The following is an 18,721-nucleotide window of genomic DNA, read 5'->3' on the forward strand; positions in this document are numbered from 1 at the left end:
TTTTTTATATCCTATTTTTGAACTATTCAATTATTTATAATAGGTAAATGACACTATTCTATTTCTTTACTGTTTTATCTATTGTTTTAACCATATCATCTTCCTTAAGCAACCATAAATAATAATCTTCTGGTGTAAACAACTGATTAATAAATTCTGCTGCTAGATAATACTTAACGACCTCTTTTCTCTTATCTAATTTGAAGAATAAGTTATTCGCTTGTAAATGCTTAATAAATGCATTAAACATCTTATTATCATTCATAACATAGTTGATAACTTCTTCTTTTGACATTTTTTCAAATCGCTCTCTATCCCTATCAATCTGTTCAAAGACAAAATAGCTCACGATACCCGTCTTCATTAATACGATAGTTGTGTCCTCTCCATGTTTCTGTGCTATTGGCACAAATAAGTCTGGTACAATACCTCCACCTCCATAGACAACTCTACCATTTAGAGTTTTAAATTGTAAACTGTCTGCAACTTTAATACTATCTGCTGCATATAGTTCGCCGTGTTCATATCGTGTGCGAAAATCATTATTATACTCTTCAATTCCGTTTTTATAAGACTTCTGAATAGATCGTCCAGAAGGAGTATAATATCTTGCTGTTGTCAGACGAATTGCAGAACCATCCCCTAACAAAAGTTCGCGTTGTACAAGCCCTTTACCAAAAGTACGGCGCCCTACTATTTGTCCTCTGTCATTATCTTGAATAGCACCCGCCACAATTTCGCTCGCTGAGGCACTATTTTCATTTACTAAAACATATAGTGGTTTAGAAGTGAATAATCCATTGCTTTTTGACTTAGTTACTTTTTCACTTCCACCTTTATTGATTGTCTTAACTACGATTTGGTCTTTTTCTAATAGATCATCTAATATTTTAATAGCTTGATCCATATATCCACCACCATTATCTCGTAAGTCTAAGATAAGACCTGTAATATTCTCTGCTATTAGTTGTTTGAGTGCAACATTAAATTCAGCATAGGTCGTACTTGCAAAACGATTAATCTTAATATAGCCTAAACCATCATTCAATTTTAAAGCGACATCTACACTCTTTAAAGAAACAGGTTGCCTATTAACTATAACTTCACTTTCCTTATTCTCTTTTTTTCGATAAATAGACAAGGCTACATTTGTATCCTTATTCCCTCTAAGATATTTAGCTATACTGTCAGTAGCAATAGCTTTACCATGCAATGAAACACCATCAGCAGATAATATTCTATCTCCCGCTTTAATACCAGCTTTACTTGCAGGTCCATCAGGAATATTTCTAATAACTGCAATACTATCTTTATAAAAATAATAGTTGATACCAATACCTACAAAACTACCTTGCATAGATTCCGTAACACTCTGCATCTCGTTTTTCGCAATGTAAATTGAATGAGGATCTAATTGTTCTAATATAGTCGTTACCGTTTTATCAACAATAGAATCTGTATCTACGTTATCTACGTATTCTTGTTCGATAAAATCAATTAGTCGGTTTAATTTCAACTTATTGTGATTGGTAAAATAACTATTCTTAGAACGATAAGATGCAGAAACAATAAAGCCTCCTAAGAGAATTCCAAGGGATAATGAAATAGCAATTATAAAAGGCCAAAAGATTTTCTTCATGTATATATAATAATTAATCTAAATCGGGAAGATGAAGAACCTCAACCCCTGCTTTTATTAAAAAATCTATTCCTGCCATATCTTTGTATCCTTGAAGATAGACTACTCTTTTGATACCTGCTTGATGAATTAATTTACTACAATCTCTGCATGGCGACATTGTAATGTATAAAGTAGCATCTTGACAACTCTGGGTAGAACTTGCTACTTTAAGAATTGCGTTTGCCTCTGCGTGCAATACATACCAATGAGTAACGTCATTCTCATCTTCACAACAGTTCTCAAAACCAGAAGGAGTACCATTGTAACCATCAGAAATAATCATTCTATCTTTTACAATAATAGCGCCCACCTTTTTTCTTTTACAATATGAAAGTTGCCCCCACTCTCTGGCAATTCTTAAATATGCTTTATCGTATTTTGTAATTTTAGGATTCTCAGTCATTTTTACAAATTAATTCTTTCTGAATACTTTACAAAACAAAAATACACATAAGTTTTGGTATCATTTTTATAAAATAATGAAATAGCTTAGAGTTAAAGCGAATTTTCTTTAATCCAAAATCAACAACCTTTAAAACACAATAAATAAAGGATATCTTTATCAAATAACTAACTCAATTAGGGATTAATTATTTTTTTGATTTTATTAACGCTAATTTATTATTTTTTGAGTACCTTACTTTTATAATTCAACCAATTTAATAACTCAAAAAAGAAAGAAAATGTCATATACAGATTTATTTGATGCAGGATTTAAAGAGCGTAACAAAGGGCATTTTGCTTCTATTGTACGCGTAGCAATGGAAAATGGACATCTTAGCCCTGAAGAAAAGGCGTTTATTGATGTATTAGCACAGCGCTTAGACATTTCTGAGACTGATTATCACGCAATATTAGAACATCCCGAAAAATATCCAGTTAATCCTCCTTACTTAGAAATTAATAGGATTGAGCGATTATACGATTTAGCAAGAATGGTTTATGTTGATCACGTATTAGGTCCTAAACAAAAAGAAATTTTGAAAAAGTTTGCTGTCGCATTAGGCTTTACAACTAATATCGATTACTTAGTAGATAAGTCTTTATCCTTATTAGTCTTAAATGTAGATATAGATACTTTTATCAATGAAATACAACACTTAAAAAAAGAATAAAAACAAAAGTCTCTGAAGAAGAAATTCCTTTAGAGACTTTTGTTTTTTATAATAATATATTCTTACTTATTTGTACTTAGCCATAAACTCTTCAGCTTTCGCTACCATGTTTTTACTACCACAGAAGAAAGGTACTCTTTGATGTAATTCAGTAGGCTCAATTTCCATAATTCTCATATAACCATCTGATGCTCTACCTCCAGCTTGTTCCACTATATAAGCAATTGGATTACACTCATATAACAATCTCAATTTACCTTTTGGTGCTTTAGAGCTTGTAGGATAAATATAGATACCTCCTTTTAAAATATTTCTGTGAATATCAGAAACTAAACTACCTATGTAACGAGAAGTATAAGGACGATCGTCTTCTTCTGCTTGACAATACTTTAAATAGTCTTTTACTCCCTGTGGAAAGTGAACATAATTACCTTCATTGATTGAATAGATATGTCCATCTTCGTTTATCTTCATATTTGGATGAGATAAATAGAATGTTCCTATAGCAGGATTAAGAGTAAATCCATTTACACCACATCCAGTAGTATAAACTAACATTGTAGAAGAACCATATACTACATAACCTGCAGCTACTTGGTTATCCCCTTTTTGTAAAAAGTCTTCTTTCTTAACAGGAGTTCCTATTGGCGTAACTCTTCTGTAAATTGAAAAAATTGTTCCTACTGAAACGTTAACATCGATGTTAGATGATCCATCTAGCGGATCCATCAGTACTACGTACTTGTTATCATTTCCTCCATTTTTACCGTGAATTTCGATAAAATCATCTTCTTCCTCAGATGCAATACCACAAACGATTTCTCTATTGATTAATGTTTTGATAAACACTTCGTTTGCATAAACATCTAATTTTTGTTGTTGCTCTCCTTGTACATTTTGCTTTCCAAAAGCTCCAACAATGTCCACTAAACCAGCTTGGTTTACTTGGTGACTAACAACTTTAGCTGCAAGTCGAAGAGAATTGATTAATCTTGATAACTCTCCAGAAGAATATTTAAAGTCTTCTTGTTTATCAATAATGAACTCTCCTAAGGTTTGATTTCTTTCTGTTGTCATTATAAAAATGATTCTTAAGTTGTGTCTTTAATTCTGCAAATATCGTTATTTTTGTTATTCTTTCGAAGTAATAACTGCTAAATATAATTGATAATGAATATAAGAAAGGCAACTGTTGAGGATATGCCAAGAGTATTGGAACTTATCCGCGAATTAGCTGAATATGAGAACGAACCCAATGCGGTAGACATCACAGTTGATGACCTTATTAGAGATGGCTTTTCTGCCACTCCATTATTTAATGTATTACTAGCTGAACACAATAATGAAACTGTTGGTATGGCGCTTTATTACAACAGATATTCTACGTGGAAAGGAAAGACAATTCATTTAGAAGATTTGATCGTTAGCAAAAACAGTAGAGGAACTGGTGCGGGAATGGCGCTGTATAAAGAAATAATGAAAATTGCTAAGGAGCAGAATGTAAAAAGAGTAGAATGGGTTGTTTTAAATTGGAATGAACCTGCCATTGACTTTTATAATAAAACAGGGGCAACTGTACTGAAAGACTGGTACACTGTTCAAATAGATGAAAAAGGAATAAACAATTTAAGTGATTAAGAATCCATGAAAGTATTCAAATTTGGAGGAGCTTCTGTACGAGATGCAGAAAATGTAAAAAATGTATGTCAAGTATTAAAAACTGTTGGTTACAACAATAGCCTAATCATAGCATCTGCTATGGGGAAAACGACAAATGCACTAGAAGTTGTTGTTCATAATTACTTCCAAAACAGATTTGATTTAGCTGAATCAGTAGATATTGTAAAAGAGTATCACTATGCAATTGTAAAAGAACTTTTCCCTTTAGATAATCATCCTATTTACACAAAACTAAAAGAACAATTTGACGCAATCACCTATTTCCTACTAAACAATAAGTCGCCTAATTATAATTTCGTTTATGATCAAATAGTAAGCTACGGAGAATTAATTTCAACTATTATTTTACATTTTTATTTAAAAGAATGTGGGATAAACAATGAGTGGATAGATGCCCGCAATTTAATAAAAACAGATACGACCTATAGAGATGCAGAGGTAAATTGGACACAAACAGAACAAAACATAACAACCAATATAGATAAAACAAAATTATATATTACCCAAGGTTTTATAGGATCTGATTCTAATGGCTTCTCAACGACACTGGGCAGAGAAGGCTCTGATTATTCAGCTGCTATATTTGCTTATGCACTAGACGCAGAAAGCGTAACAATCTGGAAAGATGTCGCTGGTGTACTTAATGCTGATCCGCGCTATTTTGAAGAGACAACTTTACTAGAGCATATCTCTTATCAAGAAGCGATAGAACTAGCTTTTTATGGAGCATCTGTAATCCATCCTAAAACCTTACAACCCTTAAGACAAAAAGAAATACCATTATATGTAAAGTCATTTCTAAACCCAACATTATCGGGAACAAATGTATCAAAAGGAGCTGCTCTGACACCGCAAACACCATGTTTTATTGTTAAAAAAAATCAACTATTGATATCCTTATCTTCTAAAGATTTTTCTTTTATAATGGAACAAAATATCAGTGATATCTTCAGATTATTCCACGAATATAATTTAAAGGTAAATGTTATTCAAAACTCTGCAATTAGCTTTTCAGTTTGCGCAGAAGACAAATTCAATCATTTTACAGATTTGCGAGCAGCCTTAGCAGACAAATTTAAAGTAAGCTATAATGAGAACGTATCCTTATATACGATAAGACATTTTGATGAGCATTCTGCAGCTACCATTATTAGTGGAAAAACATTACTATTAAAACAAGTAAATCGTGAAACAATGCAGATTGTAACAAAAGAATAAAATACAATATAAATAAAAAAGGATAGCTAATAAGCTATCCTTTTTTTAATCATCATATCTTGAGGTTTTCTGCTTATACTTATTCTTTTTTTTATGTATTAAATCATTGTTATCCTTTGAATCTATTATATGTTGTTCTTCCTCATCCTCTTCTACAATAGCACTCCAACTATTATGTCCTGTCTGTACCCATTTTACATTTTTGCCGACAACACCTTTGAAATAACCAATTGTACCTAAGATTAAAAAAAACGCAAACAAACCACATACAAAACTTACCCACAGAGGTTTATCATCTCCATTAAACAATACATAAATTAACAAGAGGCTAAAGGCAATCATAATTATGGGTATTATAATATTCAAACCTACATAGGATACCACTCTTTTATAACCTCTCATATCTCGCCCCATAGCAAACATCACCACCCCTATAAATACACCCACTAATATAGTTTGAAACAGGATTAAAATAAATAACATTGAAAAGGCTCCAAAACCGACTTCTACAGTAGTTTGAGCTGCCTCATCATAATAAATCTTATACAGTTGCCCCTTATAAGGCTCAGAACTAGAAGAATACGAAAGTTGATATTCAATCTCTTGACCATTATGAGTAGTAAAGGCTATGACTGGAGTATACATCACAGTGGTATTTCCTGTATCAGAATCATAGCTATCATAAGATTCATACGATATAACTTCACCTATATACCTCTCGCCATTATAGATTGTCGTTGTTTTTTTATAAATATCTTGTATTACAAAGCTTGACACGCCAATAGTGAACCCCATGATTGCACTAACCACTATAAAAACATATACATAAGTTGTGCAACCTCTTCCTAAAGAACCATTTTTAATAATCTTGTAAGTGAGCCACATGCTATAAAAGATACATAGCAAGTAAGTCACGCCCATTATATTTTCACTAATAAAATTCAATATCTTATTCTTTTAAAAAATATTTTACATTTATTGATATCTAGATGTCTGATGCTTATATTTAATCTTTTTACGCTCAATTAAATCATTTTTCAACATCTCTTCTTTAGAACTTACTATATCATAACTCGCTTCACCATCAATATTATGTTTACTATAATGCTTATCTTGAGTTTTAGTGGAAACAGAATATTTTGACTGGATACTCTTAACTTTTCTAATTACATACGCTATAATAAAAAATGATAATAAAAAAGTAAGTACCATCACAATAGTTCTCTGGTTATCAGATTGAAAAAGACTATCCTTTATCATCAAGATAAAAACAGAATCAATAAATAGTAACATTATAGGAACCACTACGAGCGCATTAATTTGAGCTACAAAATTTCCAAGCGCATTCGATATCGATCGCAAAAAAGAAGATAAAACTCCAAAAATTATAGATAGAATAAATAGACAACCCACTAATACACCAATTATCAGATAAATCGTTATAGATTTTACGATGACTATTTCGCCTGTTGAAGGTTTAAGATACGCAAACTGGCGTTCTCCTATATAACTGTTTTTTAACTGAAATAACATATCAACAGGAGCATCAAGAACTTCATTGTTATTATTGACAAATTCTATCTCAAGAAATCTTCCTTCATCCGTCTCTAAAAAACCAACTACTCCTTGATACTGTTCTCCTTCTAATACTATTTCTAAATCGTGAAAGAACTGATTTTTATACTCTATAAAGTTGGTAAAGTAACTCGAAAATGAAGATAAAATATAAATTGCGACAAAAATAAAAAAAATAGACACTTTAGGCTTTTTCTTATTTCCAATACTGCTCTGATTAACCATTAATTATCTTTTTATAATTTATTGACTATTATTTTATATATGTAGATAAATATACCACAAATTTTAGCGCTATCTTAAAAACTCTGATAATCTCCTAAAATATAATATCTTAAAAACAATTGTGTTCCAATTATATAATTTGTAACTTAACTAAAATATAAAACACTTAATTATGAAATACGTTAAAGAATTTTCTGCCCTTGACTTTGATAACGATTTACTTGTTGTAGATTTTAATGATCATAGAATTGAAAACCCAATAGTACAAGTTTCTAAACTAATAGATGAATTTGTTTACCAAATAGAACCTTGTAAAATATATGTTTCTAAAGCTCACAATATCGATATACACACTAAAGAACCTTTTAGAGGAAGAATTATTGTGATGTAATTAGTGATATAAAATTATATAAAAAGGGATTATCTACATATTGTAAAATAGATAATCCCTTTTTGTATTTAACTATGGTTTCTTAATAATAAAAGCATTCATTGTTTCCAATTCATTTACTTTCGCGGCTAGTCGCCTTGATTCTTTAAAGAAAACTGAATCGTTTACATTATAGCAATCTTTATCAGTAAAATACAACTTTCTTATATCTTTTTTAAAAAGCTTATCATGTATTGAATGGTATTCCTGATCAGACATATCTACTAATGACTTAAAGTCGTCTTTTATTTCCTTTAATACGCTATCTGCACTCTCACAATCAAAAGAAAACTGCTCATTACAAAGTGTATAAGCCTCAATTTCAGACAGCTTTTTCTTAGGAAGATGTCCAATAATATACTTCAATTCTTCAGTATCCATTTCACCAATTTCTGTATAAAAATCATTCAATCGAAATAATTTACATACAGGAACACCATGTAATACCCCCGTTTCTTTGGGATCTGCAGAGATTTCCTTTGCCCAAGCATTCCAAGGTCGTAAAGACCAATTAAAATTACTCTGCTCAATAAACAATTGATTATCTATTATCTTAAACGGCACAACTACTGAGTCGCCATCAAATGTTTTTACCGTTGAGTAATATTTTTCTTTAAATCGATTCCGGTCACTCTCAGTATGTCCATCTCCAATATATAAATCAGTGTAATAGATATAGGGTTGCAAAGTAGGATTTAACACCACCTCTTTATCACTTGGTTTTACGACAAACTCAATATTTTGATCTAAATAAGTAAAAGAATGCTTGCCTGCAGATAGTAGAACACTCTCATACGACAAGGGATTTACTACTATTCTATTATTATCAATTTGGATAGCTATCTCCTCATTGGTAGGATTGTCAATAAAAAATTCTTTCTCAACAGGTTTTCTTACACATCCTGCAACAAGAAAAAAAACAATCAGTATGATATTAAAACACCTCAATTGAAAAAAACGAGAACTCATAATACTATGAAATTTAATTACTATCAAAGATAATTCTATTTTAAACACATATTGAGATTACCATCTTAACCAAAACGAATTAACAACACTAAAACACTAATTAATGCCACTTATTTATATTCAAAAATCTTATTTTGCCATTTAAGACTCTTATACCTTATTTACTTATCCACTTTAAACTGTTAATAAAAAGCTTTAGCATTCTACATCAAAGCTTATATATTATTTTAAATTTGCTAAAAAAGCTAATTAATAATGAGCTATACGAATAAATACTCTCTTTGTTTTCAGCCTGATGATGCTTTCATTGAAATTATAAAACAGATGAAATTGCAATTAGCAGAAAAAATAGGATGGTATAATAGTAAAAATGCCCTTGCCCATATCACGATTGCGGAATTTCAAATGAATGAAGATGAAATAGAAAAACTTATTCTACTAACATCTAAATGTTGTTCTACTTTTAATCCAACAGTTGTACAGTTTAACCAGTTCAATTCTTTCCCGAATGGAGCATTTTATCTTAGCGTAGATGAACTTGCAAAGCAAATACTTAAAGTGTATTCCAAAAAACTAATGGATACCCTTAAAATAAAAAATGCTTATAAAAGTACTGAACCTCACCTATCAATCGCTAGAAAACTAAATAGTTTAAAACTTCAAACAGCTTTTGAAACTTTTGACACTCCTTCTTTATCATTTACATGTACAAAAATCGCATTAAGACGATTACATAAAGAAAGGCTTCAATTTGATACGATCACAACTTTTCCTTTCCTATCTCAAGAAGAGGATTCACCCCAGCAATTGGTATTATTCTAATATTTTAATATTTTTGAAAAAACCATAAAATAGAGAACGATGAGCGAAAACACAGATAAACTAACTTGGGATGAATTCTCAAAAGTTGATATGCGTGTAGGTACAATTATACAAGCTGAAGTATTTAAAGAAGTTAAGAATCCCGCTTATAAGCTTATAGTGGATTTTGGAGAAGAAATTGGTACAAAGAAAACTTCCGCACAAATCACTAAACTTTATACTATAGAGGAACTTGTAGGTAAACAAGTAATAGCTGTAGTAAACTTTCCACCGAAACAAATTGCAAACTTTATGAGCGAATGTCTGGTAATGGGAGCAGTAGAAGGAAAAGAGGTAACATTAATGACAATGGATAAGCCATGTGTAAATGGTCTTAGAATAGGATAATTAAAATAATAAAGATAAAAACTCTACTTAGAGCTTTTATCTTTATTAAATATTTCTTCTGCTTGATTGAATGAAAATTGAGCACTCTTTGTTGATGTAAAAGTATCTGTCAACTTAGATTTAAATGCACTTATAAAAGTAACATTATCATCTTTGTAAAATTCTACATAAGCATCATAAGTATCTTCTACGACATCATGCAAGATGCGAGCCTGGTAATGACCTAATTTATCTAGTTTTCCGATTTCTCTATACTTTTTACCCTGAAAGTCAAAAATATTATAGAAATACTCACAATAGAAGTTATCATCTATTCGGTAACTACATCTCTCTGTATCATCACTTATCTTACTAAAAATAGCATTGAATCTACTACTTATTGTAGTATTGAAACCGACATAATGATTGCGATACTTTGTAATACGAGTATTATTAGTAAGCGCTAGAATAATATCATCATCGTTCGGAAATTCCACTCCCCATAGCGTATCAATTCTAATACTATCATCAAAAACATCTCTGACACTATGTGTTGTAGGATATAGATTTAAAGCAAAACATGGATTGCCTTTTTCATCTTTTAATCGATCCACACCATAAATCATATTATCACTAATAATTACACTTACCTTAATATTATTAAGATAACAATTCATATTACATGAAACTACGACTCTTACATCAAAAGTTTGTTGTACATGTAATTGACCTTTAATATACTTACAATAAATAAAGTCTCCTGACAAATTACCTCCTATATAATGTATATTCCCACAGAAATAAGCATTTAATACTTTAAGATCTTTCTTGACGACGACAATAGGTGAATAATCTAAATCGTCACAAAAAAATGTTTTCTCTACTGTTAAGTCTCCTAAAAATAGATATCCTTGTACACTAATATCATATCCCTCAATTTCTTCTAATGCTTCAAAATTTTCTACTTTTATATCTTCTTTTGCTACTAAGAAATAGGTATTCTCCTTTTCTAAATTTAAAAAACTACCATTCTCAGTATATAGGTCTTCACCAGTATTATTAACACCTCTAATTCCTTTTAATAAATTTAATCCCTCCCTAAGGCTCACAACATCAAACCAAATATTATTGTAAAATAAAGAACTAATAGGAGGTTGATGATTCATTCTTTCTACATCTACTAATTGTGCCTTTTCTACCATGCTCGTTAAGTGGTTGTCGAACGCACTAATTTGATTCAAGAACTTCATAAAATCACTAAGCAATATAAAATAAGGGAAAGCTTTTTTGTAATAAATGTAATCTTCCTCAGAAACAAACACAGGTATCTCCCCTTTTTCTTGATTTTCCTGATAACCAACAAAAACTTTATTTTGGTTCACATCAGACAAATCAGCAAAATAATGAAATGCTTCTGTTACTTCATTCTCATTTTCATCAATAACCTTATTACTAATACAAAAACACAAACTATTGGAAGTCGTAAAAAAGTAAAATTTAAAATTATCTAATACAATATTTGGATCCTCTTGCTCAAAAATTTCAACGAAGCCTTCTTTAATACCACTTAAGTTTTCATCTTTTTCCATATCTAATGTCTGGTAGATATAGGTATTCGCAACGACACTAAGATCAAATAGTTCTCTGACACAATCTATCGACATTTCACTTTGGTCGCGATCGCGACCAAACAAATCTTTAATAGTCATAATGTATTTAAATCTTTTATTTATGTAATAAAGTATATAGAGCAAAGGTTCCTAACCAATGACTCCCCATATAGTCATCACCAGAAATATTTTTAAATGATGTATTAAAATGTTGATTGGCTAATGGTAAAAGCTTTTCTTTTAGCTCAGGTAATTTCATACTAATTTCCTGAAGGCAAGTTGCTCTACTAAAATTTAAACCATCCAAGTGTACTAGATGCCCATCTGTACGGTCAGACACATTTGCAGTTTCTAATAAGAACTCATCACTATAAATAGAGGGTAAAAATTTCTTTAACCATTCTGAATACTCTTGAGTATTTAAAATTTTACTCATTAATCTAGCTTCTTCTAGACATGGAGATAAGAAGTCATGTCCACTTGGCTCAAAACTTATATTACAGTTTTGGTCTTGTTTATATAGTCTATTTGCTGTTTTGACAATCAGATCTCTAAACTTTGTATTGTTTGTTTCATTAGCGTAATCTAAAGATAATGAAAGACTAAAAGCAGTATTATCATGTGTTCCAGTACGTATAGGATATAATAGTTTAGGCAAATAATCTTCATATCGCTCCATTAACTTTTCAGCAAGAGGCTCTAGTACATCTGCCCATCTCTGAGCATCTTTATCATCCCATTTTTTTAAAGCACTATGTAATTGAAACAACCATGCCCACCCATATGTTCTTTCGAAATTCTTATTATTGCTATCCTCAAAAAAATTCAATTCTATTTGACAATTTTCCTTCGTAATAAGATTATTCAAGCGTTTTCTGATTTCACCATTTTCATCAATCTCAGGAAACTTTTGCATTAAGGTCACAATAGACCAAAATCCATGCACAGAAGAATGCCAATCAAAACATCCATAAAATATTGGTCTTAACTGCTTTGGAGTTTTTAAATCTGAATCTTGACCTAAGACTTGACCTAGTTTATTTGGGTATTCAATTTCGATGCAATGCAGCGGCAATTCAATTATTTTTCTAGCTTCATCTATTCCAAGTTCTAAATCATTAAAGGCATCTGAAACTTGTGTTTGCTCTTGTACAGTCTCCTTTTTTGAAGTTTCTTTAGTAGTACAACTAAGAAGAAAAACACTTGATAATAATAGAGTCCCGATATATTTCATAATAACCAATCTTATTTATAATTTCTAAAAATAAAAAATTATACTCGGCTAATAGCATTTCCTGTGCAATAAAAAAGATCTAATTAATTCTCGCCTTTATAATTATATGGTTAAAAGACTTTTATACAAATAAGAATACTTTAAAAAAGTATTTGCTAATACTATATAGCTTAACTATTTTTAACCAATTAAAAAACAACAAAAATGATTAAAAGCAACTTTAGTAAATTTCTTGCAATAGGATTAGTAAGTTTCCTATTTGCATGTAATAATGACGACAATACTACTGACGACACTCGTATCCTATCTAATGACTACGTTACTCCATTAATAAAACCTTCTGGGTTCTATATCGTTAATGAAGACTGGTTTGGTCATGATAATGGAACAGTAAATTTTATTGATCAATCCTATAACCCATTCTATAGAGTATATAGAGAAAATAATCCCGGGAAAAAATTTGGTGTGACTACTGCATCAGCTACTGCATATGGAGACTATTACTATTTTATTTCTAAACAACAAAACAGATTAGTAGTAACAGATAAGAACCTTAAAGAAGTACTTACACTAGAAGATATTAATGGTGATGGAAGAGCATTTGTAGGAGCGACAAAAAGTAAAGGGTACATCTCTACTAGTAAAGGAATTACAGTATTCGACATTGACAATCTTAAAATAGACAAAACCCTGGCAGGCATTAATACTCAGATTGGTAATATGGCTGTAATAAACAATAAACTATATGCAGTAGGGAGTAATAATACACTCTACATCATAGATATAAATACTGATAACATACTAAAACAATATACAGATAAATATTCTCAACTGACAATAGATGGAAAAGGAATAGTATGGGTAGGTAACGGAGATCATCTTTTAAAAATAAACCCTTTCAACAATGATGAGATGAATAATATACCAATAAGTGGAACATCTATTCAAGGTCAATGGGGAGCGTGGAACGCAGGATCTCTAACGGCTAGTACGGATGGAAAATATGTTTATTGGAACGCAAATGGGGGTGCTTGGAATGGCGGTAATACTATTGCACAATTTGATGTTGAGAATAATACCTTAAATCCAAACTTCTATAAATTAGGCCAAGATGAAAATGTAATGTTAGAATTTTATGGTGCTGGAATGCGTATAGACCCACATACAAATAACTTAGTACTTACGGTAAAAAGAAAAGGTTGGGGAAGCAATGGAAGTTATAATTTGGTTCAAATCATAGATAAGAATGGAGGCTTAGTAAAAAATATAAAACTATTAGGAGGTAATGATGAAAGCACATCTTACAATCCAGATGGTGGATATTTCTGGTTCCCTGCACAACCTCTTTTCGAAGATAATAACGCCCCACAAATCACAGCTAACCAATTCATAGCAAAAACAAATACGGAAAACAGAATTGTCCTAAAAGATTTTGTGATTGATCAAGATTCACCATTTAATCTTATTCAATTCAAAGTATCAAGTCGCAACGCTGACTTAGCACAGATAGACATTGAACAAGAATTAGTAGGCAGTGATAATAATGAGTTAGAAAAACACCTTGTTATTAAGACAAATAACACTAGAGGTATAACTCATATTTCGATTGAAGCAGTTTCAAACGGAAAATCAGTAACAAAAGAAATACAACTTATTGTACAGTAGATTTTTCTCCTGTCTCAAAGTTCAGCCCTCACTATAATAAAGATATAGTGAGGGCTTTTGCTTTAGACCAAAAAATTATATTTCAGAAACATCGTTAAATCAATTGATATAGAATAGAACTACTATTGTTCTACTTCAATGCGCAATATTTCCAAATTGACAACATTATGAAACCATGGTGACTCCATTGAAAACCCTTATTTTAATAGAGTCACCATGGACTCACTATGGACTCACCATGGAGTCATGGGTACTAAAACATGTCTCGTCCTACTATAACTGTACAGCTATAGTTAATAATCCTACCATTTACTGTACAATTTTCAATAGCCTTTTTGTTATTATACAAGTTAAATTTCATTGTATTAAAAAAGTACAATACAATTTATTGAACTTATCTTTATTTATAGATGAGAAGTAACTTTTACAACACAAAAAATGGCTGCTATTATTTCTATCATCTATAAATCAAATAGTTATCATTTGTTTTTTTCTTATTATCGTATTACTTTTTTTGTAAATTTGATTAAAATTTAACTTATGAAATCAAGATTACTATCATTCATAATTGCCTTTCTTTTTATTGGAGCTCTAGTAGGTTGTACCGATAAAAATATAAATACCTCAAAGGCATTGAGTACTATAAGTGATTACTTACAAGAGAAGCCTATTTATGAAAGTGCCTCTCTCACTCTAGGTAAAACAAAACTTCGTGCAAAAAAAGATAGTGTCCTTATCGCTAATTATAAAAAGTTAGAAGAAGAAGGTTATCTTACGTTTTCGGATGAAACTTCAAAAAAGAAATGGTTATCAAAAGATAGTATTTGGAATGTGACAATTGGTCTTGCTGCTAAGGCTCACCCTTACGTAATTGAACAAAAGAATAATCGTATTTTACTCAAAACATTACAATATAATGTTACAAAAGAAAGCACAATACAAATAGAAAATAAAGGAAAAAGAACGGCTAATGCTGTTGTTCTATTACATAAAGACATTACACCTTTTTCAATTCTAAAAGATGACAAAACACCTCATGCACAATTTATTACCAAAAAATTTAGATTAAAATTCTCTGAAGAGCAAGGTTGGAAAGTTACTCACTAAGATGGCAAAGAATATTACAATTTTATTATTAGTACAGTTAATACTGGCTTTTATTGCAGCTTTTTTATTTTCACAAATGTCTTTTATTGGGAGAATAGGTATAAGCTTAGCCTATAGAGAATATTTAGTTTTTAAAACAGCGTGGAAAACAACTTTAATCATTTTTGCAATTCAAGCAGGCTTAATCCTATTAATGACTTTAATACGATATGCAACTCCTATTTTTGTTACTAGACTCATTGCCGTTTTAGCTTTAGTAATGGGAGCCTTTGGAGCTTATCTCACCTATATCGATTTTACAACTACTTCTCATAAACATATGAAGTTATACTTCCATATGGGCGGATACTTATTTTGGTTTAGTTGGGCAATTACATGTTTTTTCTTTCTGTTTAGTAAGAAAAAGAAGAAAGTTGTTTCAAATGAGTTTTCTTTGGTACAAGAATTACCACTTGAAATAAAACCTCAAATAAGTGAATTAGAAGAATCTATTACAAGTAAAAATGAGACTTCTGATAAATAGAAACATTTATGATGTGAAGATTATCTCGTATTTTTACAAAAAAAATCATGAATAAACTTACAACCATTCTAATAGTTGCCTTCTGCATGGGCTTACTTTTTAGTTGTACTGAAAACAAAACATCTACTCCTAAAAAGAATAATAATACAACAGAAGAAAACAGTGTTGCTATACCGATGCACGGTACAAAAGAAAATAGTTCCTCTTCAACGAATCAACGTTTTGAAATGAATGAGGAGCTCAAACAGTCAATTCAACAGGAAAAAAGCAACTCAAATTAATATTATCACACTTAGCTATATACTTGCAATAAGTAACCATACTTTAGAAATTAAATTCTATTAATCCATTCGTATTGTTTATTTTTGCACATTATATTGAATTGTTTTTAAATAAAACATAGATTGATTTATGATACAAGATCCAAAAAGATACACGATTACCGCTGCATTACCTTATACTAATGGTCCTATACATATTGGACACTTAGCAGGTGTTTATGTACCAGCGGATATTTATGCACGTTTTTTACGATTACAAGAGAAAGATGTTGCTTTTATTTGTGGAAGTGATGAACATGGTGTAGCCATATCAATGAAAGCAAAAAAAGAAGGAATATCACCACAACAAGTAATTGATAAATATAATGCTATCATTAAACAATCTTTTGTAGACTTTGGTATTTCATTAGATAATTACTCTCGTACATCTTCATCTATCCATCATCAAACGGCTTCTGAATTTTTCAAAAAGCTATATAATGATGGTAAATTTATTGAGGAAGTAACTGAACAACTATATGATGAGAAAGCACAACAATTCTTAGCAGACAGATTTGTTACAGGTACTTGTCCAAAATGTGGTAATGAAGAAGCATATGGCGACCAATGTGAAAAATGTGGTACTTCACTAAATGCTACGGATCTTATCAATCCTAAATCAACAATTACTGGTTCTAAACCTGTTTTAAAATCAACAAAACACTGGTTTTTGCCATTAGACCAATACGATACATTCCTACGCGATTGGATTTTAGAAGGTCATAAAAATGATTGGAAACCAAATGTATATGGTCAAGTAAAATCATGGTTAGACGATGGGCTAAAACCTCGTGCTGTAACCCGTGATTTAGATTGGGGTATTCCTGTTCCTGTAGAAGGTGCAGAAGGAAAAGTGTTATATGTATGGTTTGATGCTCCTATTGGATATATTTCCTCAACTAAGGAATGGGCAGAAAGAGAAGGAAAAGATTGGGAGCCATATTGGAAATCAGATGATACTAAATTAGTTCACTTTATAGGTAAAGACAATATTGTATTCCATTGTGTAATATTCCCTGCAATGTTAAAAGCAGAAGGAAGCTATATATTACCAGACAACGTTCCTGCTAATGAATTTCTTAATTTAGAAGGTAATAAACTTTCTACTTCAAAGAACTGGGCAGTTTGGTTACATGAATACTTAGAAGATTTCCCTGGAAAACAAGATGTATTGCGTTATGCTTTAACGTCTAATGCTCCAGAAACAAAAGATAATGACTTCACTTGGAAAGACTTCCAAGCACGTAATAACAATGAACTAGTTGCTATTTTTGGTAACTTCATCAATCGTGTTGTCGTTCTTACAAACAAATATTACGACGGTATTGTTCCTCATCCAAATGAATTTACGGATGTAGATATCGCTACTCTTACAGAATTAAGAGCTTACCCAAGTGTTATAGCAAGTTCTACTGAACGTTATAGATTCAGAGAAGCACTTTCTGAAGTAATGAATGTTGCTCGTTTAGGAAATAAATATTTAGCTGATGAAGAACCTTGGAAACTAATTAAAGAAAATCCTGAAAGAGTTAAAACTCAAATGTATGTTGCGTTACAAATTGCAGCAGCATTAAGTACGCTAGCAGAACCATTTTTACCATTTACTGCTGATAAATTAAAATCTATTCTTAAGATAGAAACACCAATCAAATGGAATAATATATCTGAAGATAAAGTATTATTGGCTCCTGACCATAAAATAGGACAAGCAGAGCTTTTATTTGCTAAGATTGAGGATGAGGAAGTACAAAAACAATTAGATCGCTTAGAAGCTTCAAAAAAAGCTAATGCTGCTGCTAATAAAGTTGTAGAAACTCAAAAAGATGTTACTACTTACGAAGACTTTGCTAAACTAGACATGAGAGTAGGTACTATTATCGAAGCTGAGAAAATGCCTAAAGCAAATAAACTTTTAGTTTTAAAAGTAGATACTGGTCTAGACGTTCGCACAATTGTTTCTGGTATAGCAGAACACTTTAAACCAGAAGAAATAATTGGCAAAAGAGTTACAGTTCTTGCAAATTTAGCTCCTCGCGCTTTAAGAGGAGTAGAAAGTCAAGGAATGATATTAATGACTGAAGATAAAAATGGTAAGTTAGTCTTTATTAATCCAGACGAAGACGAGGTATCAAATGGTGCAACGATCAATTAATAAATAAGAAAACCTAATAATAAAAAAAA

Annotated in this window: 19 protein-coding genes; 11 read left to right on the plus strand and 8 right to left on the minus strand. The window is 30.9% G+C overall.

From position 1 onward, the window contains the following. Nucleotides 1-58: 58 nt before the first annotated feature. Nucleotides 59-1,639 carry a S41 family peptidase gene (locus RH98_RS11430; RefSeq protein ID WP_010254852.1) on the minus strand — a complete coding sequence of 527 codons (1,581 nt, stop codon included), beginning with the start codon at nt 1,637-1,639 and terminating at the stop codon, nt 59-61. 13 nt (nt 1,640-1,652) lie between these two features. After that, nucleotides 1,653-2,084, minus strand: coding sequence for a deoxycytidylate deaminase (locus tag RH98_RS11435; protein ID WP_010254853.1), 432 nt, complete (start codon nt 2,082-2,084; stop codon nt 1,653-1,655). Nucleotides 2,085-2,364: 280 nt separating this feature from the next. On the opposite strand from RH98_RS11435, the gene RH98_RS11440 reads away from it, so the two are divergent. Next, a complete protein-coding gene (locus RH98_RS11440) occupies nt 2,365-2,796 on the plus strand; it encodes a tellurite resistance TerB family protein (protein WP_010254854.1) in 432 nt (143 codons plus the stop codon). Between the two features lie 66 nt (nt 2,797-2,862). Here the strand turns inward: RH98_RS11440 and fbp are convergent, their stop codons facing one another. Continuing rightward, nucleotides 2,863-3,873: a class 1 fructose-bisphosphatase gene (gene fbp / locus RH98_RS11445; protein WP_010254855.1), complete on the minus strand. Its 1,011-nt coding sequence runs from the start codon at nt 3,871-3,873 to the stop codon at nt 2,863-2,865. Between the two features lie 93 nt (nt 3,874-3,966). Between fbp and RH98_RS11450 the strand changes: the two genes are divergently transcribed. Together RH98_RS11450 and RH98_RS11455 are read left to right on the plus strand one after the other, a co-directional pair. Further along, the gene (locus RH98_RS11450) at nt 3,967-4,434 is read left to right on the plus strand and encodes a GNAT family N-acetyltransferase (protein ID WP_010254856.1); all 468 of its coding nucleotides are present in this window, start codon (nt 3,967-3,969) and stop codon (nt 4,432-4,434) included. Nucleotides 4,435-4,440: 6 nt separating this feature from the next. Next, entirely contained in the window at nt 4,441-5,694 is a 1,254-nt protein-coding gene (locus RH98_RS11455; protein ID WP_010254857.1) for an aspartate kinase, read from the plus strand. Between the two features lie 45 nt (nt 5,695-5,739). Here the strand turns inward: RH98_RS11455 and RH98_RS15305 are convergent, their stop codons facing one another. After that, a complete protein-coding gene (locus tag RH98_RS15305; protein ID WP_026038872.1) occupies nt 5,740-6,579 on the minus strand; it encodes a DUF3592 domain-containing protein in 840 nt (279 codons plus the stop codon). A 90-nt stretch (nt 6,580-6,669) separates the two neighbouring features. After that, entirely contained in the window at nt 6,670-7,494 is an 825-nt protein-coding gene (locus RH98_RS11465) for a hypothetical protein (RefSeq protein ID WP_010254859.1), read from the minus strand. A 172-nt stretch (nt 7,495-7,666) separates the two neighbouring features. Between RH98_RS11465 and RH98_RS11470 the strand changes: the two genes are divergently transcribed. Further along, complete coding sequence (locus RH98_RS11470) at nt 7,667-7,885, plus strand: hypothetical protein (protein WP_010254861.1); 219 nt, start codon at nt 7,667-7,669, stop codon at nt 7,883-7,885. 72 nt (nt 7,886-7,957) lie between these two features. Here RH98_RS11470 and RH98_RS11475 read toward each other — a convergent pair whose 3' ends face one another. Further along, complete coding sequence (locus tag RH98_RS11475) at nt 7,958-8,893, minus strand: hypothetical protein (protein WP_010254863.1); 936 nt, start codon at nt 8,891-8,893, stop codon at nt 7,958-7,960. A 255-nt stretch (nt 8,894-9,148) separates the two neighbouring features. Between RH98_RS11475 and RH98_RS11480 the strand changes: the two genes are divergently transcribed. Continuing rightward, on the plus strand, nt 9,149-9,715 hold the full coding sequence (locus tag RH98_RS11480) for a 2'-5' RNA ligase family protein (RefSeq protein WP_010254866.1): 567 nt from the start codon (nt 9,149-9,151) through the stop codon (nt 9,713-9,715). A 39-nt stretch (nt 9,716-9,754) separates the two neighbouring features. Continuing rightward, on the plus strand, nt 9,755-10,102 hold the full coding sequence (locus RH98_RS11485; RefSeq protein ID WP_010254868.1) for a tRNA-binding protein: 348 nt from the start codon (nt 9,755-9,757) through the stop codon (nt 10,100-10,102). A gap of 23 nt (nt 10,103-10,125) precedes the next feature. On the opposite strand, the gene RH98_RS11490 is transcribed toward RH98_RS11485, so the two are convergent. Continuing rightward, nucleotides 10,126-11,790: a hypothetical protein gene (locus RH98_RS11490; RefSeq protein ID WP_010254870.1), complete on the minus strand. Its 1,665-nt coding sequence runs from the start codon at nt 11,788-11,790 to the stop codon at nt 10,126-10,128. 16 nt (nt 11,791-11,806) lie between these two features. Beyond that, on the minus strand, nt 11,807-12,925 hold the full coding sequence (locus RH98_RS11495; protein ID WP_010254872.1) for a DUF2891 domain-containing protein: 1,119 nt from the start codon (nt 12,923-12,925) through the stop codon (nt 11,807-11,809). Between the two features lie 204 nt (nt 12,926-13,129). Between RH98_RS11495 and RH98_RS11500 the strand changes: the two genes are divergently transcribed. The 5 genes from RH98_RS11500 to metG all read left to right on the plus strand — a co-directional run bounded on the left by RH98_RS11500 (nt 13,130) and on the right by metG (nt 18,692). Further along, on the plus strand, nt 13,130-14,590 hold the full coding sequence (locus RH98_RS11500) for a DUF5074 domain-containing protein (RefSeq protein WP_010254874.1): 1,461 nt from the start codon (nt 13,130-13,132) through the stop codon (nt 14,588-14,590). A gap of 540 nt (nt 14,591-15,130) precedes the next feature. Further along, nucleotides 15,131-15,697, plus strand: a complete 567-nt coding sequence (locus tag RH98_RS11505) for a hypothetical protein (RefSeq protein WP_010254876.1) — start codon at nt 15,131-15,133, stop codon at nt 15,695-15,697. 1 nt (nt 15,698) lies between these two features. Beyond that, nucleotides 15,699-16,220, plus strand: coding sequence for a hypothetical protein (locus RH98_RS11510; protein ID WP_010254878.1), 522 nt, complete (start codon nt 15,699-15,701; stop codon nt 16,218-16,220). A gap of 47 nt (nt 16,221-16,267) precedes the next feature. Next, complete coding sequence (locus tag RH98_RS11515; RefSeq protein ID WP_010254880.1) at nt 16,268-16,501, plus strand: hypothetical protein; 234 nt, start codon at nt 16,268-16,270, stop codon at nt 16,499-16,501. 130 nt (nt 16,502-16,631) lie between these two features. Beyond that, entirely contained in the window at nt 16,632-18,692 is a 2,061-nt protein-coding gene (gene metG, locus RH98_RS11520; RefSeq protein WP_010254883.1) for a methionine--tRNA ligase, read from the plus strand. Nucleotides 18,693-18,721: the final 29 nt, after the last annotated feature.

Origin of the sequence: Myroides injenensis M09-0166 (assembly GCF_000246945.1) — a bacterium.
Classification (GTDB): Bacteria; Bacteroidota; Bacteroidia; order Flavobacteriales; family Flavobacteriaceae; genus Flavobacterium; species Flavobacterium injenense.